Source organism: Dactylosporangium sp. NPDC049742 (assembly GCF_040674675.1).
GTDB classification, from domain to species: domain Bacteria; phylum Actinomycetota; class Actinomycetes; order Mycobacteriales; family Micromonosporaceae; genus Dactylosporangium; species Dactylosporangium maewongense.
In genome coordinates this window covers 1-25,802 of sequence record NZ_JBFANF010000107.1, presented here as the reverse complement: position 1 = coordinate 25,802, position 25,802 = coordinate 1, and the positions used below count along the sequence as shown (strand labels likewise).

The following is a 25,802-nucleotide window of genomic DNA, read 5'->3' as shown; positions in this document are numbered from 1 at the left end:
CGAACCTGCCCCACCCAGTACTCCGGGTCGGTCACCTCGCCGGTCGACGTGGTCGCGATCGGAATCCCCGGCTCGTTGAATTCCACGGCGGCCAGGACCTCACGGAACGCGTCCAGCATCCCGTCCATGCGTGCCGAGTGGAACGCGTGACTCACCCGCAGCCGGCGCGTCTTGGCGAACCCAGCGGCGACCGCTTCGACCGCTTCCTCGTCACCGGAGACCACGACGGCGTCCGGGCCGTTGACCGCGGCGATCTCGGCACCGTCGACCAGCGCTGAGCGGACCTGCTCCTCCGAGGCCTGGATCGCCACCATCGCACCACCGGCCGGCAGCGCCTGCATGAGACGACCGCGAGCGGCCACCACCTTGCAGGCATCCTCAAGCGACCACACCCCGGCGACGTGCGCCGCTGCCAGCTCACCGATCGAATGGCCGAGGAGGAAGTCCGGGCGCAGACCCCAGGACTCCAGCAACCGGTACACCGCGACCTCAACCGCAAACAGTGCAGGCTGCGTCCACCGTGTCTCGTCGAGATCCGCGCCCTCGACGTCGCGCAGGCCCTCGATGTGCGCGCACACCTCGTCATACGCCGCAGCGAACACCGGGAACGCCTCGTAGAGGCCGCGACCCATCCCCGACCACTGCGCACCCTGACCCGTGAACAGCATCGCGTTTCCGCCGCCGGCGGCGGCCTTGCCGCGGATCACGGCGTCGCCGAGCACGACGGCCCGGTGGTCGAACGTGGACCTGCCCGTCGCGAGGGAGAATCCAACGTCGGTTGGATTATCGGTGACTCCGCGCAGCCTGGCGACCTGGCCGTCGAGCGCGTCAGCGGTCCGCGCCGACACCGGCCACGGCACCACCGGCAGCGGCGCCGCCGGGGCGGCCGCCTCGGCGGGAGGCGCCTGCTCGAGGATGACGTGGGCGTTGGTGCCGCTCATCCCGAACGACGACACGCCCGCGCGGCGGGGCCGGTCCGCCTCCGGCCACGGCCGGGCCTCGGTCAGCAGCTCGACGTTGCCGGCGGTCCAGTCGACGTGCGGGGACGGCTCGGTGACGTGCAGGGTCCGCGGCAGCGTCCCGTGGCGCAGCGCCTGGACCATCTTGATGACGCCGCCGACGCCGGCCGCCGCCTGCGGGTGGCCGATGTTCGACTTCAGCGAGCCGAGCCACAGTGGACGGTCGGCGGCGCGGTCCTGGCCGTAGGTGGCCAGGAGCGCCTGCGCCTCGATCGGGTCGCCGAGCGGGGTGCCGGTGCCGTGCGCCTCGACCGCGTCGACGTCGGCGGGTGCGAGGCGGGCGTTGGCGAGGGCGCGGCGGATGACCCGCTGCTGCGCGGGGCCGTTCGGGGCCGTCAGGCCGTTGGAGGCGCCGTCCTGGTTGACGGCGCTGCCGCGGATGACGGCGAGGACGGTGTGCCCGTTGCGCCGCGCGTCGCTGAGCCGTTCGAGGAGCACCATGCCGGCGCCCTCGGACCAGCTGGCGCCGTCGGCGGCGGCGGAGAACGGCTTGCACCGCCCGTCGGGGGCGAGGGCCCGCTGCCGGCTGTAGTCGATGAGCGACACGGGTGTCGACATGACGGTGACGCCGCCGGCGAGGGCGAGGGTGCAGTCACCGGCGCGCAGCGACTGGATCGCCCAGTGCAGCGCGACCAGCGACGACGAGCACGCGGTGTCCACCGACACCGCGGGTCCTTCGAGCCCGAACGTGTACGCGATCCGGCCGGACAGGACGCTGAACGAGTTGCCGCTGCCGATGAGGCCCTCCGCGGACTCCTTCGCGAGCATCAGCAGGCCGACGTAGTCCTGGTAGGTGACGCCGGCGAACACGCCGGTCTGGCTGCCGCGCAGCGACACCGGGTCGATGCCGGCGTGCTCGACGGCCTCCCACGAGGTCTCCAGCAGCAGCCGGTGCTGCGGGTCCATGGCGAGCGCTTCGCGGGGCGAGATGCCGAAGAACGCGGGGTCGAAGTCGCCGGCGTCGTGCAGGAATCCGCCGCCCTGCGCGTAGCAGGTGCCGGGCGCGTCGGGGTCGGGGTTGTAGAGCGCCTCGACGTCCCAGCCGCGGTTCGTCGGGAACGGGGTGATGGCGTCGCCGCCGGCCACGACGAGGTTCCACAGGTCGTCGGCGCTGCTGACGTCGCCCGGGTAGCGGCACGCCATGCCGACGATCGCGATCGGCTCGTCGACGGTCGCGGACACCGTCTCCGGCTCGGCGACCTCGTCCGGCAGGCCCAGCAGCTCCTGCCGCAGGTGCGCGGCGACGGCGGCCGGGGTCGGCTGGTCGAAGACGAGCGTGGCGGGCAGCCGGACCCCGCTGGCCTCGGTGAGGGCGTTGCGCAGTTCGACGGCGGTGAGGGAGTTGACGCCGAGGTTCTTGAACGGCTGGTCGGCCTCGACGGCGCTCGCGTCGGCGTGGCCGAGGACGGTGGCGGTGCGTTCCCGGACCAGGTCGGTGAGCAGCGTGCGCTGGTCGGCCTCGGTGAGCCCGGCGAGCCGTTGCCCGAGGGCGTTCCCGGCCGGTGCCGTGGCGGCCGCCCTTCTGCGGGCCGTGGGCGCTCCTGTTTGCTGTTGCGGCGTCGGTACCGCCACCGCCGGCTCGACGATCGCCGCCTCGACGGTCGGGGCCTTGCCGGTCGGGGCCTTGCCGGTCGGCCGCATCACGAGCGCGTCGACGGAGACGACCGGGGCGCCGGTCGGGTCGGTGGCCAGGATGGTGACGGCGCCCGGGCGACCGGTCGGGGTGAGGCGCACCCGCAGCCGCTGGGCGCCGGTGGCATGGAGCGTGAACCCGTTCCACGCGAACGGCAGCAGGTCACCGTCGAGGCCCGGCAGCAGGCCGAGGGCGAGGCCGTGCAGGGCCGCGTCGAGCAGCGCGGGGCGCAGCCAGAACTCGTCGTCGCCGGGCTGCGGCTCGACGTCGGCCTCGGCGTAGAGGCTGTCGCCGGACCGCCACGCGGCCCGCAGCCCCTGGAACGCGGGCCCGTAGGCGAAGCCTGCCTCGGCCCACCGCTCGTACAGCGGCTCCACGGCGACGGGTTCCGCGCCCGCCGGCGGCCACTGCGCCAGCTGCTCTCCCGCGGGCGCGGGCCCGGTCGAGACGCTGCCGTGGGCGTGCCGGGTCCAGGGACCGTCGTCGGCGCGGCTGAACACGGTGACCTGCCGGGAGCCGAGCCGGTCGAGGTCGCCGACCGCGACCTGCAGCTCCACCGTCCCGGACGCGGGGACCGGCAGGGACGCCTCGAGGACGAGCTCATCGAGGCGGTCGCAGCCGGCCTCGTCGGCTGCGCGCACGGCGAGGTCGACGAGGACGGCGCCGGGCACGTACGCGACGCCGTGGACGACGTGCTGGGCCAGCCACGGGTGCCGGTGGACGGATGCCTTGCCGGTGACGAGGATCCCGTCGCCGCCGGCGACCGGGACGACCGTCGTCAGCAGCGGGTGCCCGATGCCGGGCTCGCCCCGCTCGGGGGTGTCGAGCCAGTACCGCTGCCGCTGGAACGCGTACGTCGGCAGGTCGACGCGGCGTCCCCCGGCGAGCAGCTGAGTCCAGTCCGGCGACCAGCCGGCGACGTGGGCCCGGGCGATAGCGGTCATCAGCGTGACGACCTCGTCGCGGTCCTTCCGCATGGCTGGGATCCCGTCGACCATCGCCGACAGCACCCCGTCCGGGCCGACCTCCAGGAACCTGGTCACGCCCTTCGCCTTCAGGCTGTCGACGGCGTCGGCGAAGCGGACCGTGCCCCGGACCTGCGCGACCCAGTACTCCGGGTCGGTCACGTCGCCGGCGGACGTGGTCGCGACCGGAATCCCAGGCTTGTTGAATTTCACGGTGGCCAGGACCTCGCGGAACGCGTCGAGCATCCCGTCCATCCGTGCCGAGTGGAACGCGTGACTCACCTTCAGCCGCCGCGTCTTGGCGAACCCTGTTGCCACCGCCTCGACCGCGCCCTCATCACCGGAGATGACGACCGCGTCTGCGCCGTTGACGGCGGCGATTTCCACGCCGTCGACCAGCTTGGTGAGGACGTCCTGCTCTGACGCCTGGATCGCGACCATTGCGCCACCAGTCGGCAGCGCCTGCATGAGACGGCCGCGGGCGGCCACCACCTTGCAGGCGTCCTCCAGGGACCACACCCCAGCGACGTGCGCGGCGGCCAGCTCACCGATCGAGTGGCCGAGCAGGTAGTCGGGGCGCAGGCCCCAGGACTCCAGCAGCCGGTACACCGCAACCTCAACGGCGAACAGGGCGGGCTGCGTCCACTGCGTCTCGTCGAGCCGTGCATCGTCCACTTCGACGTGGGCGCGCACCTCGTCAAACGCCGCAGCGAAGACCGGGAACGCCTCGTAGAGGCCGCGGCCCATCCCCGACCACTGCGCACCCTGACCGGTGAACAGCATCGCGTTGCCGCCGTCGCGGGCGCGGCCGCGGATCACGGTGTCGCCGAGCAGGACGGCTCGGTGCTCCAGCGCGGACCGGCCGGTGGCGAGGGAGTAGCCGACGTCGAGCGGGTCGAGGTCGGCGACCGTGCGCAGCCGGTCCAGCTGGGCGTCGAGCGCGTCCGCGGTGTGCGCCGCGACGGGCAGCGGCACCAGGGGCACAACCGGCAGTGCCGGGCCGGCCTGCGCATCCGCCGCCGGTGCCTGCTCGACGATGACGTGGGCGTTGGTGCCGCTGACACCGAACGCGGACACGCCGGCGCGGCGCGGCCGGTCCAGGGCGGGCCAGTCGCGGGGCTCGGTGAGCAGCTCGACGGCCCCTTCGGACCAGTCGACCTTGCTGGACGGGGCGTTGACGTGCAGCGTGCGGGGCAGGACGCCGTGCCGCAGCGCCATGACGGTCTTGATGACCCCGGCGACGCCGGCGGCGGCCTGGGTGTGGCCGATGTTCGACTTCAGCGACCCGAGCCACAGCGGGGTCGGCCGGTCCGCGCCGTAGGTGGCAAGGAGCGCCTGCGCTTCGATCGGGTCGCCGAGGCTGGTGCCGGTGCCGTGCGCCTCGACCACGTCGACGTCGGTGGGGCGCAGGCCGGCGTTGGCGAGCGCGGCGCGGATGACCCGCTGCTGCGCCGGACCGTTCGGGGCCGTAAGGCCATTGGAGGCGCCGTCCTGGTTGACCGCGGAACCGCGTACAACGGCGAGGACGGGGTGGCCGTTGGCGACGGCGTCGGAGAGCCGTTCGACCAGCAGGAGGCCGGCGCCCTCGCCCCAGCCGGTGCCGTCGGCGTCGTCGGAGAACGCCCGGCAGCGGCCCTGCGCGGCGAGGCCGCCCTGCCGGCTGAACTCGGCGAACACGCCGGGGGTCGCCATGACCGTCACGCCGCCGGCGACGGCGAGCGTGCACTCACCGCGGCGCAGCGCCTGCACGGCCAGGTGCAGCGCCACCAGCGACGACGAGCACGCGGTGTCGATCGTGACGGCCGGTCCTTCGAGGCCGTACGTGTAGGAGAGCCGGCCGGACAGGACGCTGCCCGAGTTGCCGGTGAGCAGGTGCCCGGCGAGCTCGTCGGGGACCGTGGTGAGGTTCGACGCGTACCCGGACGGCGACGCACCGACGAACACGCCGGTGCCGCTGCCCTTGAGGGACGCGGGGTCGATCCCGGCGCGTTCGAACAGCTCCCACGACGTCTCCAGCAGCAGCCGCTGCTGCGGGTCCATCGCCAGGGCCTCGCGCGGCGAGATGTTGAACAGCCCAGCGTCGAAGAGGGCGGCGGTGTCGAGGAACCCGCCCTCGGTGGTGGTGCTGTGGCCTTCGTGCCCCGGCCCGTACAGGCCGGCGACGTCCCACCCGCGGTCGCCTGGCATGCCGGCGACGGCGTCGGTGCCGTCGACGACCAGCCGCCAGAGGCTCTCGGCGTCGCTGACGCCGCCGGGGAAGCGGCAGCTCATGGCGACGATCGCGATCGGCTCGTCGGCCGGGCCGCTCGTGACGGTGGTCGCGGCGGTCGCGGCGGTCCCGTCGGGCAGCAGGACGGTGGCGAGGTAACGGGCGACGGCGCGGGCGGTCGGGTGGTCGAACACGAGGGTCATCGGCAGCCGCAGCCCGGTCGCCGCGCCGAGCCGGTTGCGCAGCTCGACGGCGGTGAGGGAGTCGAAGCCGAGCTCCCGGAACGGGCGGGCCGCCTCGAGGTCGCCCGCTCCGCCGAGCCGCAGGACGGCGGCGGCCTCGGCCCGGACCAGGTCGAGCAGCAGGGCATCGCGTTCCGTGGCGGTCAGCGGCGCGAGGCGGTCCCGCAGTGCCGCGCTCCCGTCGGTGGTGGCGGCTGCTGTACCGGCGGCCGTCAGCTCGGCGACGCCGGGCAGGTCGCCCAGCAGCGGGCTGGGTCGCGCGGCGGTGAACGCGGGCACGAACCGGGTCCAGTCGACGTCGGCGACCGTGATGACGGCGTCGCGGCCCGCGGCGGCACCGGCGAGCGCGGCCAGGGCCGTCTCTGGCCGCATCGGCCGGATACCGCGGCGGAGCAGTGCGTCGCGGCTGGCGTCGTCGGCGGCCATGCCGCTACCGGCCCACGCGCCCCACTGGACGGCGGTCGCGGCGAGCCCGCGGGCCCGGCGGTCCTCGGCAACGGCGTCGAGGACGGCGTTGCCGGCGGCGTACGCGGCCTGTCCCCCGCTGCCCCAGGCTGCGGCGATCGAGGAGAACAGCACGAACGCGTCGAGGTCCCGGCCGGCGAGCAGCTCGTCGAGGTGCTGTGCCCCGGCGGCCTTCCCGGCGTAGACGGCGGCGAAGCCGGCGAGGTCCATGTCCGGCAGCGCCTGCGACTGCGGCAGCCCGGCGGCGTGCACGACGGCCCTGATCGGTCCAGCCACGCCGGTACCGGCGCTTGTGCTGACGGCGCTTGTGCTGCCTCCGTCTGTGCTGCCGACGTCTGTGCTGTCGGTGCTGGTGCTGCCGGTTGCCGTGCTGTCGGTGCTGGTGCTGCCGACGGCCGCGCTGTCTGCGGCGGTCAGGGCCGTTTCGACTTCGGTGAGCATGGTGGCGACGGCGTCGCGGTCGGCGAGGTCGCAGGCGACGATCGTGACGCCCACGCCGAGGGCGGTCAGCTCCGCGCGGAGCTCGTCGGCGCCGGGGGCGTCCGGGCCGCGGCGGCCGGCGAGGACGAGGTGGGTGGCGCCGCGGCCAGCCAGCCAGCGGGCGACCCGGCCGCCGAGCGCGCCGGTGCCGCCGGTGACCAGGACGGTGCCGGAGGGCTGCCAGTCGCCGATGGCGTCGGTGGGCGGCGCGGTGACGAGGCGCCGGCCGAAGACACCGCCCGGCCGGATCGCGACCTGGTCCTCGTCGCCGCCGCCGGTGAGCACGGCGGCGAGCCTGCGCAGCGCCGCGTCGTCGAGGCCGTCCGGCGTCGTGCCGCCGGTCCCGGCCGGCGTGGGCGCCGGGTTCGCGGGCAGGTCGACGAGGCCGCCCCAACGGCCGGGGCGTTCCAGGCCGATGACGCGGCCGAGACCCCAGACGGCCGCCTGCGCCACGGCGCGGAGCGGGTCGCCCGGGCCGGTCGAGACCGCGCCCGCGGTGACGCACCACAGCGGGGCGTCGACGGCGAGGTCGCCGAGGGCCTGGGCGAGCAGCAGCGTCGCGGCGGTCCCGGCGGTGAGGTTCGGCTGGTCCGGGTGGGGCCGTTCGTCGAGGGCGAGGAGCGACAGGATGCCGGCGGCCGCCGGTACCGACGCCAATGCCGCGGCAAGAGCGCTGCGGTCGGCCGTGGCGGCGTCGACGGTGACCGGCGTGACGTCGAGTCCGAGCCGGCCGAGCCCGTCGGTCGCGGTGTGCCCCGCCGGGATCAGCGCCAGCCACGGGCCCGACGCCTTCGGGGCGGGCGGCTCGACGGGCTTCCACGTCGTGCGGAGCCGCCAGCCCGCGATCGCGGCACCGGTGCGCTGCTCGGCGTGCCAGGCGGTGAGTGCGGGCAGCAGCGGGCCGAGCGCCTCGGGCTCGACGCGCAGTGTGGTGGCGAGGCCGTCGAGGTCGGCGTGCTCGACGGCGTCCCAGAAGCGGCCGTCGAGCGTGCCCGCCGGGGCCGCGACGGGCTTGAGGGTGGGCCAGTAGCGGGTGTGCTGGAAGGCGTACGTGGGCAGTTCGACGGTCCGGGCGCCGCTGCCGGCGAAGATCGCGCTCCAGTCGACCGTGCCGCCGCCGGCCCACAGCTGGGCGAGGGCGGTGAGGAAGCGGCCCGGTCCGCCGTCGTCGCGGCGCAGCGTGCCGGTGACGACCGCCTCGGACCCGGCGCTGTCCAGGGTCTCCTGAACTCCGACGGTCACCACGGGGTGCGGGCTGACCTCGACGAACGCGGTGAACCCCACGTCCGCGAGGGCGCGGATGGCGGGCTCGAACTCCACGGTCTGCCGCAGGTTCGTGAACCAGTACGCCGCCGAGCCGGGCACGACGTCGCCCGCGCCGGCGACCGTCGAGCGGAACGGGATGCTCGGCTCGGCGGGCGTCACCGGGGCGAGCACGTCCAGCAGCGTGTCGCGGATCGTCTCGACGTGCGCGGAGTGTGAGGCGTAGTCGACGTCGATGCGGCGGGCCCGCACGTCGCCGGCCGCGCAGGCGGCCAGCAGCTCGCCGATCGCGTCGACGTCGCCGGACACGACGACCGAGGTGGGGCCGTTGACCGCGGCGACCGACAGCCGCCCGGGCCGGGCGGCGATGCGGCGCTGGACCTCCTCGACGGGCGCGGACACCGACATCATGCCGCCGTGCCCCGCCAGCTCCAGCAGGGCCTGGCTGCGCAGCGCGACGACGCGGGCCGCGTCGGGCAGCGTGAGGAGCCCGGCGACGCAGGCGGCGGCGATCTCGCCCTGGCTGTGGCCGACGACGGCGGCCGGCTCGACGCCGTGGGCGCGCCACAGTTCGGCGAGGGAGACCATGACGGCGAACAGGACCGGCTGGACGACGTCGACCCGGTCGAGGGACGGCGCGCCGGGGTTGCCGCGCAGCACGTCGGTGAGCCGCCAGTCGACGAACGGCTGGAGCGCCTCCTCGCAGCGGCCGATCTGGTCCCGGAACACGGGCGCGGCGTCGAGGAGGTCGACGGCCATGCCGGCCCACTGCGAGCCCTGACCGGGGAACAGGAACGCGACCTTCCCCGCCGGCGCGGCGTGGCCCGTCACGGCGCCGGTGGTGGGTGTGCCGCGGGCGAGGTCGGCGAGGTGTCGCAGCAGCGTGTCGCGGTCTGGACCGGTGACGACGGCGCGGTGCGGGAGGGCGCCGCGGGCGGTGGCGAGGCTGTGCCCGACGTCGGTGGCGCCGAGTTCCGGGCGTTCGCTGATGTACGTGTGGAGCCGCTCCGCCTGGCCGCGGAGCCCGCCGGCGGACCGGGCGGACAGCAGCCACGGCACCGCCGGCAGGTCCACCGTGGACTGATCCTGCTCCGGCGCCTGTTCCGGGGCCTGCTCGAGGATGACGTGGGCGTTGGTGCCGGACACGCCGAACGACGACACCCCGGCGCGGCGCGGGCGGCCGGTCTCCGGCCACGCGACGGCCTCGCGCAGCAGCTCGACCCGGCCCGCGGACCAGTCGACGTGGGACGAGGGGGTGGTGACGTGCAGGGTGCGGGGCAGGGTCTGGTGTTGCAGGGCGAGGACCATCTTCATGATGCCGGCGACGCCGGCGGCGGCCTGGGTGTGGCCGAGGTTCGACTTGACTGACCCGAGCCACAGCGGGGTCTGCCGGTCCTGGCCGTAGGTGGCGAGGAGTGCTTGGGCTTCGATCGGGTCGCCGAGGCTGGTGCCGGTGCCGTGCGCCTCGACGACGTCCACGTCGGACGGCTGGAGGTCCGCGGCGGCGAGCGCGGCCCGGATCACCCGCTGCTGCGACGGACCGTTCGGGGCCGTCAGACCGTTCGACGCACCGTCCTGGTTGACCGCGCTTCCACGAACGACGGCCAGGATCGGGTGGCCGTTGGCGACGGCGTCCGAGAGTCGCTCGACGAGGAGGAGGCCGACGCCCTCACCCCAGCCGGTGCCGTCGGCGTCATCGGAGAACGCCTTGCAGCGCCCGTCGACGGACAGGCCGCGTTGGCGGGAGAACTCGACGAACAGGCCGGGCGTGGACATGACGGTGACGCCGCCGGCAAGGGCCATGCCGCACTCGCCGCGGTGCAGCGCCTGGACGGCGAGGTGCAGCGCGACGAGCGACGCGGAGCACGCGGTGTCGACGGTGACCGCCGGTCCTTCGAGCCCGAACGTGTAGGACAGCCGCCCGGAGACGACGCTGGCGGCGTTGCCGGTGCCCTGGTAGCCCTCGACGTTCTCGGTGGCGTGGGCGAGGACGGCGCCGTAGTCCTGGCCGTTGGTGCCGACGAACACGCCGGTGGCCGTCCCACGCAGCGAGTTGGGGTCGATCCCGGCGCGTTCGAACAGCTCCCACGACGTCTCCAGCAGCAGCCGCTGCTGCGGGTCCATGGCGAGGGCCTCACGCGGCGAGATGCCGAAGAAGCCGGCGTCGAACCCGGCGACCCCGGGCAGGAACGCGCCGCTGCGCGTGTACGAGGTGCCGGTCCGCTCCGGGTCGGGGTCGAAGAGGGTGTCGAGGTCCCAGCCGCGGTCGGCGGGGAACTCCCCCATCGCGTCGCGGCCGTTGACGAGCAGCTCCCACAGGGTCTCCGGGGACGTGACGCCGCCGGGGAACCGCCCGGCCATGGCGACGATCGCGATCGGCTCGTCGATGCGAATGGCCGCGGCGGGCTTTGCTGTGGCCGGGTCGGCACCGACGAGGGTGTCGAAGAGGTGCTGGGCGAGCACCTCTGGAGTCGGGTAGTCGAACACCAGCGTCGACGGCAGGCTGAGTCCGGTGGCACTGCCGATCGCGTTGCGGAGCTCGACCGCGGTCAGCGAGTCGAACCCGAGGTCGCGGAACGCCCGGTCGATGCCGACGGCGCCCGTGCCGGCGTGGCCGAGGACGGCGGCGGCGCGTTCCCTGACGAGGTCGAGCAGCATCGCCCGCCGTTCGGCCGCGGGCAGCGCGGCGAGCGGCGACGCCGCCTCTGCCGTGGTGTCGCGGGCGGGGGCCAGGCCGGCGATGAGGGATGCGGGCCGGTTGGCCGTGAACGCGGGCGCGAACGTGTCCCAGTCGATGTCGGCGACGACGAGCGTGGCGTCGGCTCCGGTACGGGCGAGCGCGGTGACGGCGGTGGCGGGGTGCATCGGGCGTACGCCGCCGCGGCGGTGCCGCTCGCCGAGGTCGCCCGCCATACCGGCGCCGGCCCAGCTGCCCCAGGCGATGGAGACGGCGGGAAGTCCGGCGGCGCGGCGCTGCTCGGCGATCGCGTCGAGCGCGGCGTTCGCGGCGGCGTAGTTGGCCTGACCCGCCGACCCCACCGACCCGGCGAACGACGAGAACAGCACGAACGCGTCCAGCGGCAGGTCCCGGGTGGCGGCGTCGAGGTGTCTGGCGCCGTCGACCTTCGCGGCCATCACCGTCGCGATCCGCTCCGGCGTCAACGCATCCACGGTCCCGTCGTCCAGGACGCCGGCGGCGTGGATGACCGCGTTCGGCGTGAACCGGGCGACGAGGTCGGCGACAGCGGCGGGATCGGTGACGTCCGCGGCGACGACCTCGACACCGTCCGCCTGTACAGCGTCAGAGCCGCGGCGGCTGATCAGGACGACCCTGGACGCGCCTTCGGCGATGAGCCACTTGGCGACGTGGGCGCCGAGGGCGCCGGTGCCGCCGGTGACGAGGACCGTCCCGGATGGGCGCCAGCCTTGCGTCGCGGCGGCCCTGGTGAGGCGCCGGCCGTGAGCGGTGCCGGACCGGATGGTGACCTGGTCCTCGGTGCCGGTCAGGACGCCCGGCAGCAGCGCCAGGTCGGCGTCGTCGGCGTGGTCGACGAGGCCGCCCCACCGGTCAGGGTGCTCCAGGGCGACGACCCGGCCGAGACCCCACACGGCACGCTGGGCCGGGTCGGTGGCAGCGTCCCGGGTCACGCACCACAGCGGCCCGGCATCGCCGACGGTCTGGACGATGGTGAGCGCTTCGGCCGCGTCGGCGGGCAGTGCCAGTACACCGGCGAATGAGCCGTCAGGGAGGCCGCTGTGAACGGCCGGCACGGTGACCGTCTCGGCACCCGCCGCCGCCAACGCCGCCACGACCGCCGCGGAGCCACCACCGATCACGAGCCACGTGCCGGTGAGTGTCGCTTCGCGGCGCGGTAGCGGCGCCCACTCCTCGCGGTACAGCCAGCCGTCCACAGTGGACTTCCGGTGTCGCCACCTGGCGAGCGCGTCGAGGTCGCCGGACTCGACGGCGGACCAGAACTCGGCGTCGACCTGGATGCTCTGGCGGACGGTCGGCCAGTACCGCTGCCGCTGGAACGGGTACGTGGGCAGGTCGACGCGGCGTCCCCCGGCGAGCAGCTGAGTCCAGTCCGGCGACCAGCCAGTGACGTGGGCGCGAGCGACCGCGGTCATCAGCGTGAGGACCTCGTCGCGGTCCTTCCGCATGGCCGGGATCCCGTCGACCATCACCGACAGGACCCCGTCCGGCCCGACCTCGAGGAACCTGGTCACGCCCTTCTGCCTGAGACGCTTGGCGGCGTCGGCGAACCGGACCGTCCCCCGAACCTGACCCACCCAATACTCCGGGTCGGTCACCTCGCCGGTGGACGTCGTCGCGATCGGAATCCCCGGCTTGTTGAATTTCACGGTGGCCAGGACCTCGCGGAACGCGGCGAGCATCCCGTCCATGCGCGCCGAGTGGAACGCGTGACTCACCTTGAGCCGGCGCGTCTTGGCGAACCCCGCGGCGACCGCTTCGACCGCGTCCTTATCGCCAGAGATGACGACGGCGTCAGGACCGTTGACCGCGGCGATCTCGGCACCGTCGACCAGCGCTGCGCGGACCTGCTCCTCGGAAGCCTGGATCGCGACCATCGCGCCGCCCTCTGGCAGCGCCTGCATCAACCGGCCCCGCGCCGACACCACCTTGCACGCGTCCTCAAGGGACCAGACCCCAGCGACGTGGGCGGCGGCCAGCTCACCGATCGAGTGACCGAGCAGGAAGTCGGGCTTGAGACCCCAGGACTCCAGCAGCCGGTACACCGCAACCTCGACCGCGAACAACGCCGGCTGCGTCCACTGCGTCTCATCGAGCCGTGCATCGTCCACCTCGACGTGGGCGCGCACCTCGTCATACGCCGCAGCGAACACCGGGAACGCCTCGTAGAGGCCGCGACCCATCCCCGACCACTGCGCACCCTGACCGGTGAACAGCATCGCCGACCCGCCGGTGGTGACCTGCCCGCGGATGACGGCGTCGCCCAGCAGGACGGCCCGGTGCTCGAGTGCGGACCGGCCGGTGGCGAGGGAGTGGCCGACGTCGACGGGGTCGAGGTCCGCCACGGCCCGCAGCTGCTCGACCTGCGCGTCGAGGGCGTCGGCGGTGTGCCCGGAGAGCGGCCACGGCACGACCAACAGCGACGGCGGCGCGTCGGCCGGGGCGGGTGCGGGCGCCTGCTCCAGGATCACGTGGGCGTTCGTGCCGGAGACACCGAACGACGACACCCCGGCGCGGCGCGGACGGTCGGTGTCCGGCCAGGCCCGGGCCTCGGTGAGCAGCCGAACCTCGCCCGTGGACCAGTCCACGTGGGACGAGGGTGCGGTGACGTGGAGAGTGCGGGGCATGGCGCCGTGCTGGAGCGCGAGGACCATCTTGATGATCCCGGCGACGCCGGCGGCGGCCTGGGTGTGGCCGAGGTTCGACTTCACCGACCCGAGCCACAGCGGCTCGTCGCGGCCCTGACCGTAGGTGGCGAGCAGCGCCTGCGCCTCGATCGGGTCGCCGAGGCTCGTGCCGGTGCCGTGCGCCTCGACGACGTCGACCTCGGTGGCGGCGACCCCGGCGGCGGCGAGCGCGGCGCGGATGACCCGCTGCTGCGCCGGGCCGTTCGGGGCCGTAAGGCCGTTGGAGGCGCCGTCCTGGTTGACGGCGGAGCCGCGCACGACGGCGAGGACCGGGTGGCCGTTGGCGACGGCGTCCGACAGCCGCTCCAGGAGCAGGACGCCGACGCCCTCGCCCCAGCCGGTGCCGTCGGCGTCGTCGGAGAACGCCTTGCAGCGGCCGTCGACGGCGAGGCCGCGCTGCCGGGAGAACTCGACGAACACGCCCGGGGTCGACATGACGGTGACACCGCCGGCGAGGGCTAGCCGGCACTCGCCGCGGCGCAGCGCCTGCGTCGCCAGGTGCACGGCGACGAGCGACGCGGAGCACGCGGTGTCGACGGTGACCGCGGGACCTTCGAGCCCGAACGAGTACGACAACCGCCCCGACACGACGCTGGCGGCGTTGCCGGTGCCGAGGTAGCCCTCGACGTTCTCCTCGGCGTGGGTGAGGAGGTTCAGGTACTCCTGGCCGTTGGTGCCGACGTACACGCCGGTGGCGGTGCCGCGCATGGCCCGCGGGTCGAGGCCGGCGCGTTCGAACACCTCCCACGACGTCTCCAGCAGCAGCCGCTGCTGCGGGTCCATCGCCAGGGCCTCGCGCGGCGAGATGCCGAAGAGCGCGGCGTCGAACGCGGCGGCGTCGTCGAGGAAGCCGCCGACCCGAGTGTAGGTGCTGCCCGGCCGGTCGGGGTCGTCGTCGAAGAGCACGTCGAGGTCCCAGCCGCGGTCGGCCGGGAAGTCACCGATCGTGTCCCGGCCGTCCACCAGCAGCTGCCACAGGTCCTGCGGCGACGCGACGCCGCCGGGGAACCGGCAGCCCATCGCCACGATCGCGATGGGCTCCTGCTGGGCGGCCTCCAGCTCCCGCAGCCGCGCCCGGGTCTGGTGGAGGTCTCCGGTCACCCATTTCAGATAGTCCCGGAGTTTGTCTTCGTTCATGACAACCCCACCCGTCGCCCCGGGCTCACCTCATGACCGACCGAGTTCCTCGTGGATGAACGAGAAGAGCTCGTCGTCCGTCGCCGCGTCGAACCGCAGTGAGGTGGCCGATTCTGATTCCGTCGTGCGCGCCTTGTCGAGCTTCGAAAGCATCACATGCAGCCGGGTGCGCACGGCAGCGTGCAGGTCATCCTCTGGGGAAATCACCGAAATCAGGTTTTCGACCTTGTCGAGGTCCGCGAGGATCGATAGCTGGGGGTTTTCCGGTGCGCCGCCGGCCGCCTCGGCGTGCAGGTGGGCGGCGAGCGCGGCCGGGGTCGGGTAGTCGAAGACGGCGGTCGCGGGCACCTTGAGGCCGGTGCGGGCGGCGAGCCCGTTGCGGAACTCGACGGCGGTCAGCGAGTCGAACCCGAGGTCCCGGAACGCGTGCCCGGGCTCGACGAGCTCGGTGCCGCCGTGCCCGAGGACTTCCGCGGCCTGCCGGCGCACCACGTCGAGCATGGCGGCGAGGTCCCACGTCTCGGTGTCGTTCTGCGGTACTGGCGGCGTGTAGAGCCCGCTGACGAGCGGTGCGGGGCGTCCTGCGGTGAACCCGGGCCCGAACCGTTCCCAGTCGATGTCGGCGACGACGACGGTCGCGGCGGCGCCGGTCCGGGCGAGGGCGGTGACGGCGACGGACGGGTCCATCGGCCGGACGCCGCCGCGGCGGTGCCGGTCCCCGAGGTCCCCCGCCATGCCGTCGCCCGCCCACGGCCCCCACGCGATCGAGACGCCCGGGAGCCCGGCGGCGCGGCGCTCCTCGGCGATCGCGTCCAGGGCGGCGTTCGCGGCGGCGTAGTTGGCCTGACCGGCCGACCCCACCGAGCCGGCGAACGACGAGAACAGCACGAACGCGTCCAGCGGCAGGTCCCGGGTCGCGGCATCCAGGTGCCTGGCGCCATCGACCTTCGCCGCCATCACCGCGGCGATCCGCTCCGGCGTCAACGCATCCACGGTCCCGTCGTCCAGGACGCCGGCGGCGTGGATCACAGCGTTCGGCGTGAACCGGGCGACCAGGTCGGCGACAGCGGCGGGATCGGTGACGTCCGCGGCGACGACCTCGACACCGTCCGCCTGTACAGCGTCAGAGCCGCGGCGGCTGACCAGCACAACCCTGGACGCGCCCTCCGCGGTCAGCCACCTGGCGACGTGCCCGCCCAGGGCGCCGGTGCCACCCGTGACCAGCACCGTCCCCGACGGGCGCCACCCTTGCGTCGCGGTCGCCGGGACGAGGCGTCGGCCGTAGACCGCGCCGGACCGGACGGTGACCTGGTCCTCGGCACCGGCAAGCACCCCGGGCAGCAGGGTCAGGTCGGCGTCGCTGTCGAGGTCGACGAGGCCGCCCCACCGGTCAGGGTGCTCCAGGGCGACGACCCGGCCGAGACCCCAGATCGCGCGCTGCTCCGGATCCGTCGCCGCACCCCGGGTCACACACCACAGCGGGCCCTTGTCGCCGAGCGACTGCACGATGGCGAGTGCCTCGGCCGCATCGGCAGGCAACGCCACCACGCCCGCGAACGAAGCGTCCGGGAGGTCGCTGTGAACGACCGTCTCGGCACCCGCCGCCGCTAGAGCCGCCACGACCGCCTCGGAGTCACTACCGACCACGAGCCAGGTGCCGGTGAGCGTCGCTTCGCGGCGCGGCAGCGGGGTCCAGTCCTCGCGGTACAGCCAGCCGTCCACAGTGGCTTCACGCTGCAGCCACCTCGCGAACGTGGGGGCAGCGCCGCGCCGGACCGTCGGCCAGAATCGTTGCCGCTGGAACGCGTACGTGGGCAGGTCGACGCGGCGCCCGCCGGCCAGGAGCCGGGTCCAGTCCGGGGACCAGCCGGCGACGTGGGCCCGGGCGACGGCGGTCATCAGGGTGCTGGCTTCGTCGCGCCCCTTCCGCATCGCCGGGATGCCGTCGACCAGCGCCGACAGGATCCCGTCGGGGCCGACCTCCAGGAACCGCGTCACACCCTTCTGCTTGAGACGCTCGGCGGCGTCGGCGAACCGGACCGTCCCGCGAACCTGCCCCACCCAATACTCCGGGTCGGTCACCTCGCCGGTGGACGTCGTCGCGATCGGAATCCCCGGCTCGTTGAATTTCACGGTGGCCAGGACCTCACGGAACGCGTCCAGCATCCCGTCCATGCGCGCCGAGTGGAACGCGTGGCTCACGTTGAGCCGCCGCGTCTTGGCGAACCCCGCCGCGACCTTCTCGACGGCGTCCTCGTCGCCGGAGACCACCACGGCGTCCGGGCCGTTGACGGCGGCGATCTCCGCACCGCCGACCAGCACCTCACGGACCGCCTCCTCGGAGGCCTGGATCGCCACCATCGCACCACCCGCGGGCAGCTCCTGCATGAGACGGCCGCGGGCGGCCACCACCTTGCACGCGTCCTCCAGGGACCACACCCCGGCAACGTGGGCCGCGGCCAGCTCACCGATGGAGTGGCCGAGGAGGTGGTCGGGGCGCAGGCCCCAGGACTCCAGCAGCCGGTACACCGCGACCTCAACCGCGAACAGGGCGGGCTGCGTCCACTGCGTCTCATCGAGCTGTGCATCGTCCACCTCGACGTGGGCGCGCACCGCGTCATACGCCGCAGCGAAGACCGGGAACGCCTCGTAGAGGCCGCGACCCATCCCCGACCACTGCGCACCCTGGCCGGTGAACAGCATCGCGTTTCCGCCGTCGCGGGCCCGGCCGCGGATCACGGCGTCGCCGAGCACGACGGCCCGGTGGTCGAACGCCGTCCGTCCGGTCGCGAGGGAGTAGCCGACGTCGACGGGATCGGTCAGGGCCGCCTGGCGGAGCCGGGTCACCTGCGCGTCGAGCGCCTCCGGGGTCCGCGCCGACAGCGGCAACGGCACCACCGGCAGTGGCTCGGGTGCGGCGGCCGGCGGGGTCGCGGGCGCCTCCTCCAGGATCACGTGGGCGTTGGTGCCGGAGATCCCGAACGACGACACCCCCGCCCGGCGCGGGCGGCCGGCGGAAGGCCACGGCTGCGCCTCCGTGAGGAGGGCGACCGCGCCCTGCGTCCAGTCCACATGGGACGACGGGGCGGTGACGTGCAGGGTACGGGGCAGCGTCTGGTGTTGCAGGGCGAGGACCATCTTCATGATGCCGGCGACGCCGGCGGCGGCCTGGGTGTGGCCGAGGTTCGACTTGACTGACCCGAGCCACAGCGGCGTCTGCCGGCCCTGCCCGTAGGTGGCGAGGAGCGCCTGGGCTTCGATCGGGTCGCCGAGGCTGGTGCCGGTGCCGTGCGCCTCGACGGCGTCCACGTCGGACGGCTGGAGGTCCGCGGCGGCGAGCGCGGCCCGGATCACCCGCTGCTGCGACGGACCGTTCGGGGCCGTCAGACCGTTCGACGCACCGTCCTGGTTGACCGCACTTCCCCGAACGACCGCCAGGATCGGGTGGCCGTTCGCGACGGCGTCCGAGAGTCGCTCGACGAGGAGCAGGCCGACGCCTTCGCCCCAGCCGGTGCCGTCGGCGTCGTCGGAGAACGCCTTGCAGTGCCCGTCCGGGGCGAGGCCCCGCTGGCGGGAGAACTCGACGAAGGCGCCCGGCGTCGACATGACCGTGACGCCGCCGGCCAGGGCGAGGCCGCACTCGCCGCGCCGCAGCGCCTGCGCGGCGAGATGCAGGGCGACGAGCGACGCGGAGCAGGCGGTGTCGACGGTGACCGCCGGTCCTTCGAGCCCGAACGTGTAGGACAGCCGCCCCGACACGATGCTGGCGGCGTTGCCGGTGCCGAGGTAGCCCTCGACGTTCTCCTCGGCGGCGGCGAGCATCGTCGGGTAGTCCTGGCCGTTGGTGCCGACGAACACGCCGGTGGCCGTCCCACGCAGCGAAGCGGGGTCGATCCCGGCGCGTTCGAACACCTCCCACGACGTCTCCAGCAGCAGCCGCTGCTGCGGGTCCATCGCGAGGGCCTCACGCGGCGAGATGCCGAAGAACCCGGCGTCGAACCCGGCGACGTCCGGGAGGAACGCGCCGACCCGTGCGTACGAGGTGCCGGACTGGTCGGGGTCCGGGTCGAAGAGGGACTCGAGGTCCCAGCCGCGGTCGGCGGGGAACTCACGGACCCCGTCGCGGCCCTCGGCGAGCAGCTCCCACAGCGCTTCCGGGGTCGGCGCGCCCGGGAAGCGGCCGGCGATCGCCACGATCGCGACCGGCTCGTCGGCCGGGACCGCGGCTCGGACGGTGTCCGTGGTCCGGGCTCCGGTGATCTGGGACAGCAGCAGCCCCGCGAGCGACTCCGGCGTCGGGTGGTCGAAGACGACGGTGGTCGGCAGGGTGACGCCGGTGGCCGCGGTCAGCGCGTTGCGGAACTCGACGGCGGTCAGCGAGTCGAAGCCGAGGTCGCGGAACGCCCGGTCGCGGTGGATCGCGGCGGCGTCCGCGTGGCCGAGGACGGTGGCGGCGTGGCCGCGGACCAGGTCGAGGAGGTGCCCGGCGAGCTCACCGTCGGGCACATCCGCGAAGTGCCGCCCAGGCACGGGCGTCTTGGCGGGTGCCTGGGCCGGCGCGAGGCCGTCGAGGAGCGGCGCGGGCCGGGTCGCGGTGAACGCGGGCCCGAACGTGTCCCAGTCGATGTCGGCGACGACGAGCGTGGCGTCGGCTCCGGTACGGGCGAGCGCGGTGACCGCGGTCGCGGGGTGCATCGGGCGTACGCCGCCGCGGCGGTGCCGGTCCCCGAGGTCCCCCGCCATGCCGTCACCCGCCCACGGCCCCCACGCGATCGAGACACCTGGGAGCCCGGCGGCGCGGCGCTCCTCAGCGATCGCGTCCAGGGCGGCGTTCGCGGCGGCGTAGTTGCCCTGACCGGCCGACCCCACCGACCCCGCGAACGACGAGAACAACACGAACGCATCCAGCGACAGACCCCGGGTCGCCGCATCCAGGTGGCGGGCGCCATCCACCTTTGCCGCCATCACCGTCGTGATCCGCTCCGGCGTCAACCCGTCAACAGTCCCGTCGTCCAGGACACCGGCGGCGTGGATCACAGCGTTCGGCGTGAACCGGGCGACCAGATCGGTGACGGCGGCGGCGTCGGTGACATCCGCGGCCACGATCTCGACGCCGGGGATGTCCGCCTGTACAGCGTCAGGGCCGCGCCGGCTGACCAGGACGATCCTGGACGCGCCTTCCGCGGCGAGCCACTTGGCGACGTGGACGCCGAGGGCGCCGGTGCCGCCGGTGACCAGGACCGTGCCGGACGGGCGCCACGCGGCCGTGGTCGCGGCCCGGGCGAGACGCCGGGCGTGGACGGTGCCGGACCGGACCATCACCTGGTCCTCGGTGCCGGCGAGGATGCCCGGCAGCAGCGCCGCGTCCGTGTCGTCGAGGTCGACGAGGCCGCCCCACCGGTCCGGGTGCTCCAGGGCGACGACCCGGCCGAGACCCCAGATCGCGCGCTGCACCGGATCCGTCGCCGCACCCCGGGTCACACACCACAGCGGCCCCATGTCGCCGAGGGTCTGCACGAAGGTGAGCGCCTCGGCGGCATCCGCTGGCAGCGCCACCACGCCCGCGAACGACTCCTCCCGCAGCCGTCCTTCGCGGACCGGCAGGGTGACCGTCTCGGCACCCGCCGCTGCCAGCGCCGCCACCACCTCCTCGGATCCGCCACCGACCACGAGCCACGTGCCCGTGAGCGTGGCGTCGCGGTGCGGCAGCGGCGTCCACGTCTCGTGGTACAGCCATCCGTCGACGCTCGGGAGGGCAGGAGTGCCGGCGTCCAGCCAGTACCGCTGCCGCTGGAACGCATACGTGGGCAGGTCGACGCGGCGTCCCCCGGCGAGCAGCCGGGTCCAGTCCGGGGACCAGCCGGCGACGTGGGCCCGGGCGACCGCGGTCATCAGGGTGCTGGCTTCGTCGCGCCCCTTCCGCATCGCCGGGATGCCGTCGACCAGCGCCGACAGCACCCCGTCGGGGCCCACCTCCAGGAACCGGTTGACGCCTTGCGCGCTGAGCGTGGCGACCGCATCCGCGAACCGGACCGTCCCCCGGACCTGCCCCACCCAATACTCCGGGTCGGTGACATCGCCGGTCGACGTGGCCGCGATCGGAATCCCCGGCTCGTTGAATTCCACACCGGCCAAAACCTCACGGAACGCGTCCAGCATCCCGTCCATCCGCGCCGAGTGGAACGCGTGACTCACGTTGAGCCGCCGCGTCTTGACGAACCCAGCGGCGACTGCTTCGACCGCTTCCTCGTCACCGGAAACGACGACCGCGTCAGGACCGTTGACTGCGGCCAGCGAAACACCGTCGACCAACGCCGCGCGGACCTGCTCCTCGGAAGCCTGGATCGCCACCATCGCACCACCGGCCGGCAGCGCCTGCATGAGACGACCGCGAGCGGCAACCACCTTGCAGGCATCCTCAAGAGACCAGACTCCCGCAACGTGCGCGGCGGCCAGCTCACCGATCGAGTGACCGAGCAGGTAGTCGGGGCGCAGGCCCCAGGACTCCAGCAACCGGTACACCGCGACCTCAACCGCAAACAGGGCAGGCTGCGTCCACTGCGTCTCATCCAGCAGGTCACCCTCGACGTCCCGCAGACCCTCGATGTGCGCACACACCTCGTCATACGCCGTCGCGAACACCGGGAACGCCTCGTAGAGGCCGCGACCCATCCCCGACCACTGCGCACCCTGACCCGTGAAGAGCATCGCGTTGCCGCCGTCGCGGACCCGTCCCCGGACCTGCGCGTCACCGAGCAGCACCGCCCGGTGCTCGAACATCGACCTGCCGGTCGCCAGGGAAAATCCAACGTCCATTGGATTTTCGGTGACCTCACGCAGTCTGGACACCTGGCCGTCGAGGGCGTCCGCGGTGCGGGCCGACACCGGCCACGGCACCAGCGGCAACGCCGCCCGCTCCCCCGCCGGCGCCGCGTCGGCGGGTGGCTCCTCCACGATCACGTGGGCGTTGGTGCCGGAGATCCCGAACGACGACACCCCCGCCCGGCGCGGACGGCCGGCGGCTGGCCACGGCCGGGTGTCGGTGAGGATCTCGACGGCCCCCGACGACCAGTCGACGTGCGACGACGGGGCGGCGACGTGCAGGGTCCGCGGCAGCTGGCCGTGCCGCATGGCGAGGACCATCTTGATGACGCCGGCGACGCCGGACGCAGCCTGGGTGTGGCCGAGGTTCGACTTCACCGACCCGAGCAGCAGCGGCGTCTGCCGGCCGGGCCCGTACGCGGCGATGAGCGCCTGCGCCTCGATCGGGTCGCCGAGGCTCGTGCCGGTGCCGTGCGCCTCGACGGCGTCCACGTCGGACGGTTCCAGGCCCGCGGCGGCGAGCGCGGCGCGGATGACCCGCTGCTGCGACGGGCCGTTCGGAGCCGTAAGGCTGCTGGACGCGCCGTCCTGGTTGACGGCCGAGCCCTTGATCACCGCGAGGACCGGGTGGCCGTTGGCGACGGCGTCCGAGAGCCGCTCCAGGAGCAGCAGGCCCACGCCCTCGCCCCAGCCGGTGCCGTCGGCGTCGTCGGAGAACGCCTTGCAGCGCCCGTCGGGGGCCAGGCCGCGCTGGCGGGAGAAGCCGACGAACGTGCCGGGCGTCGACATGACGGTGACCCCGCCGGCGAGGGCCATGCCGCACTCGCCGCGGCGCAGCGCCTGCGCCGCCAGGTGCAGCGCGACCAGCGACGACGAGCACGCCGTGTCGACGGTGACCGCGGGTCCTTCGAACCCGAACGTGTAGGCGACCCGGCCGGAGGCGACGCTCGGGGCGCTGCCGTTGCCGAGGTGCCCTTCCAGGCCGTCGGGGACGTCGTGGACGCGGGCGGCGTAGTCGCTGTACATGAGGCCGACGAACACCCCGGTCGGGGTGCCGCGCAGCGTGGCCGGGTCGATCCCGGCGCGCTCCAGCAGCTCCCACGACGTCTCCAGCAGCAGCCGCTGCTGCGGGTCGGTGGCGAGGGCCTCGCGGGGCGAGATGCCGAAGAAGTCCGCGTCGAACGAGGCCGCGTCGTACAGGAAGCCGCCCTCTCGCGCGTAGCTGGTGCCGCGGTGGTCGGGGTCGGGGTGGTAGAGCCGGTCGACGGGCCACCCGCGGTCGCCGGGGAACGGACCGACGGCGTCGATGCCGTCCGCGACGAGCCGCCACAGGTCCTCCGGGTTGCCGACGCCGCCCGGGTACCGGCAGCTCATCGCCACGATCGCGACCGGTTCGTCGGCGGCGGGCGCGGTCCGGGCAACGGGCGGTGCGGTGACCACGGCGGGCGCCAGGTGCAGCTCGTCGAGGAGGTGCCGGGCCATCGCCGCCGGCGCCGGATGGTCGAACAGGACGGTGGCGGGCAGCGTCAGCCCGGTCGCGGCGGCGAGCCGGTTGCGCAGTTCGAGAGCGGTGAGGGAGTCGAACCCGGCCTCCAGGAACCCGCGGTGCGGGTCGACGTCGTCGCCGGCGGCGTGGCCCAGGACTGTCGCCGCCTCGCTCCGCACCAGCCGCAGCAGCGCCGGGATCCGGTCGCCGTCGGGCATCCGCCGCAGCCGCTGCCGGAGCGTGTCGTCGTCCTCGCCGCGGGCCGCCCGCCGCCCGGCGACCGCGATTCCACTGAGGACGGCGGGACCGCCGGCGGCGGGGCGCAGCCGGGCCGGGACCGCCAGGGCGGCGGGGGCGGCGCAGGCGACGTCGAGCAGGGCGAGCGCGTCCGCGGCCGGCAGCGGCGCGACGCCGTTGCGGGCGAGACGGCGACGGTCGGCGTCGTCGAGGTGGGCGGTGATGCCGCTGGCGGTGTCCCAGAGCCCCCAGGCGAGCGACAGCGCCGGCAGCCCTTCGGCGCGGCGCTGGGCGGCGAGGGCGTCCAGGACGCTGTTGGCGGCGGCGTACCCGGCCTGCGCGGCGCCGCCGAGTGTCCCGGCGAGCGACGAGTACAGCACGAACGCGGTCAGCGGCAGGCCCTTGGTCAGCTCGTGCAGGTGCAGGGCGCCGTCGGCCTTGGGGCGCAGGATCGCGGCGACCCGGTCGGTCGTGAGGTCGGTGACGACGGCGTCGTCGGCGACCCCGGCGGTGTGCACGACGGCGGTCAGGGGATGCTCCGCGGGCACGGCGGCGAGGAGGGCGGCGACGGCGGACCGGTCGGCGACGTCGCAGGCGGCGACGGTGACGGTGGCGCCGTGCCCGGCCAGCTCGTCGCGCAGCGCGGCGGCGCCGTCGGTGTCCAGGCCGCGGCGGCCGGCGAGCAGCAGGTGCCGGACGCCGTGGACGGTGACGAGGTGCCGGGCGGCGAGCGCGCCGAGCCCTCCCAGCCCGCCGGTGACGAGCACGGTCCCGTCACCGCCGAACGTCGCCGCCGACGTCGCCTTTGCCGCGGCGGGAACGGCCCGGGCGAGCCGCGGGACGAGCACCTCGTCGCCGCGGACCGTGACAGTTGGCTCGTCGACCGTGAAGGCGGCGGCGAGGGCGGCAGCGTGGGCGGCTGTGGAGGCGGTGGTGTGGGCCGCGCCGGCGGGCTCTTGGTCGTGGAGCTCGACGACCCCGAACGTCCCGGGGTGCTCGGCCTCCGCGGAGCGGATCAGCCCGGCCACGCCGGCCGACGCGACCGCGTCCGCTCCGGAGGCGGGCACGACGACCCGCAGCGCGGCCCCGGCAGGCGGGTCGGCGAGCCACTCCTGGACGACCGCGAGGGCAGCGGAGGTCCGCCGGTGCACGGCCGCCACGAGGTCGTCGCCGGCGGCGTCGATGGTGACCACGACGCGGCCCGGGGCGGAGGCTCCCCCGGCGATGGCGGCGTGGAGCGTGGTGAGGTCGGCGTACGCGTCGACCGTGGCGCCGGCCTCCGCCAGCGCCGCGGCGACCCCGGACGGGTCGGTGCCGAGCACGGCGAAGCGGTGCCGGTGCCCGCCGGTGGGGCGGGCCGGGACGAGGTCGAGCCGGAACAGGTCGGCGGCGCGGCCCGCGGCCAGTTGCCCGGCGGTCACCGGGCGCAGGTCGAGCGCGTCGATCGACGCCACCGGCCCGCCGGTCTGGTCGGCGACCTCGACGGCCACGGTCGAGGCGCCGGTGAGCGTGAGGCGGGCGCGGACGGTGACGGCGCCGGTCGTACACAGGGAGACGCCACGGAACGCGAACGGCAGCAGCGTGTCGCCGGCGGCGTGCTCCGCCAGGCCCAGGGTGTGCAGGACGGCATCGAGCAGGGCGGGGTGGACGCCGAAGCGGGCCACGTCGTCGCGGGCCGTCTCGGGGAGCGCGACCTCGGCGAACAGGTCGCCGTCGCGGCGCCAGACGGCCCGCACGCCCCGGAACGCGGGACCGTAGTCGAGTCCGGCGCCGGCGAGGGTGTCGTACAACCCGTCGACGGGGACCGGGGTCGCGCCCGGCGGCGGCCAGGCGGTCAGGTCGGTGGTGTCCCGGTCCTGCCCGGGCTGCAGCCGTCCGGTCGCGTGCCGGGTCCAGTCGGCGGCGGTGTCGTCGGCGGCGCGGGAGTACACGGCGACGGGGCGGGCGCCGGTGTCGTCGGGGGCGCCGACGGTGAGCTGCAGGTGCACGGCGCCCGGGTCGGGCAGCGCCAGGGGTGCCTCCACGGCGAGCTCGTCGAGGCGCCCGCAGTCGAGCATCTCCCCGGCGCGCAGCGCCAGGTCGACGAGGGCGGTGGCGGGCACGAGCGGCACGCCGAGCCCGACGTGGTCGCGCAGCCACGGCTGGTCGCGCAGCGAGAGGCGGCTGGTGAAGACGAAACCGCCGCCGTCGGCGAGGCCGAGCGCGGCGCCGAGCAGCGGGTGGTCGACGGGCAGGAGCCCGGCCGCGGCGGCGTCGGCGCGGGCGGCGGGGTCGTCGAGCCAGAACCGGGTGCGGCGGAACGCGTACGTCGGCAGGTCGACGACGTTGCCGCCGCCGAGGACCCGCGTCCAGTCCGGCGACCAGCCGGTGACGTGCATCTGCGCGACGGCGGTCATCAGGGTGCTGGCTTCGTCGCGGCCCTTCCGCATCGCGGGGACCCC

Annotated in this window: 2 protein-coding genes; both read right to left on the bottom strand. The window is 74.6% G+C overall.

Features of this window, described 5'->3' with window-relative positions:
- A partial coding sequence (locus tag AB0J72_RS56200) for a type I polyketide synthase (RefSeq protein ID WP_363416617.1) occupies positions 1-14,816 on the bottom strand: 14,816 nt, incomplete at its 3' end.
- A gap of 30 nt (positions 14,817-14,846) precedes the next feature.
- Complete coding sequence (locus tag AB0J72_RS56195) at positions 14,847-25,790, bottom strand: SDR family NAD(P)-dependent oxidoreductase (protein ID WP_363416614.1); 10,944 nt, start codon at positions 25,788-25,790, stop codon at positions 14,847-14,849.
- Positions 25,791-25,802 lie beyond the last annotated feature (12 nt).

What these genes read in the sequence shown, in the direction of transcription:
- AB0J72_RS56195 (WP_363416614.1), bottom strand. Translation starts at nt 25,790, where the DNA reads ATGCGGAAGGGCCGCGACGAAGCCAGCACCCTGATGACCGCCGTCGCG.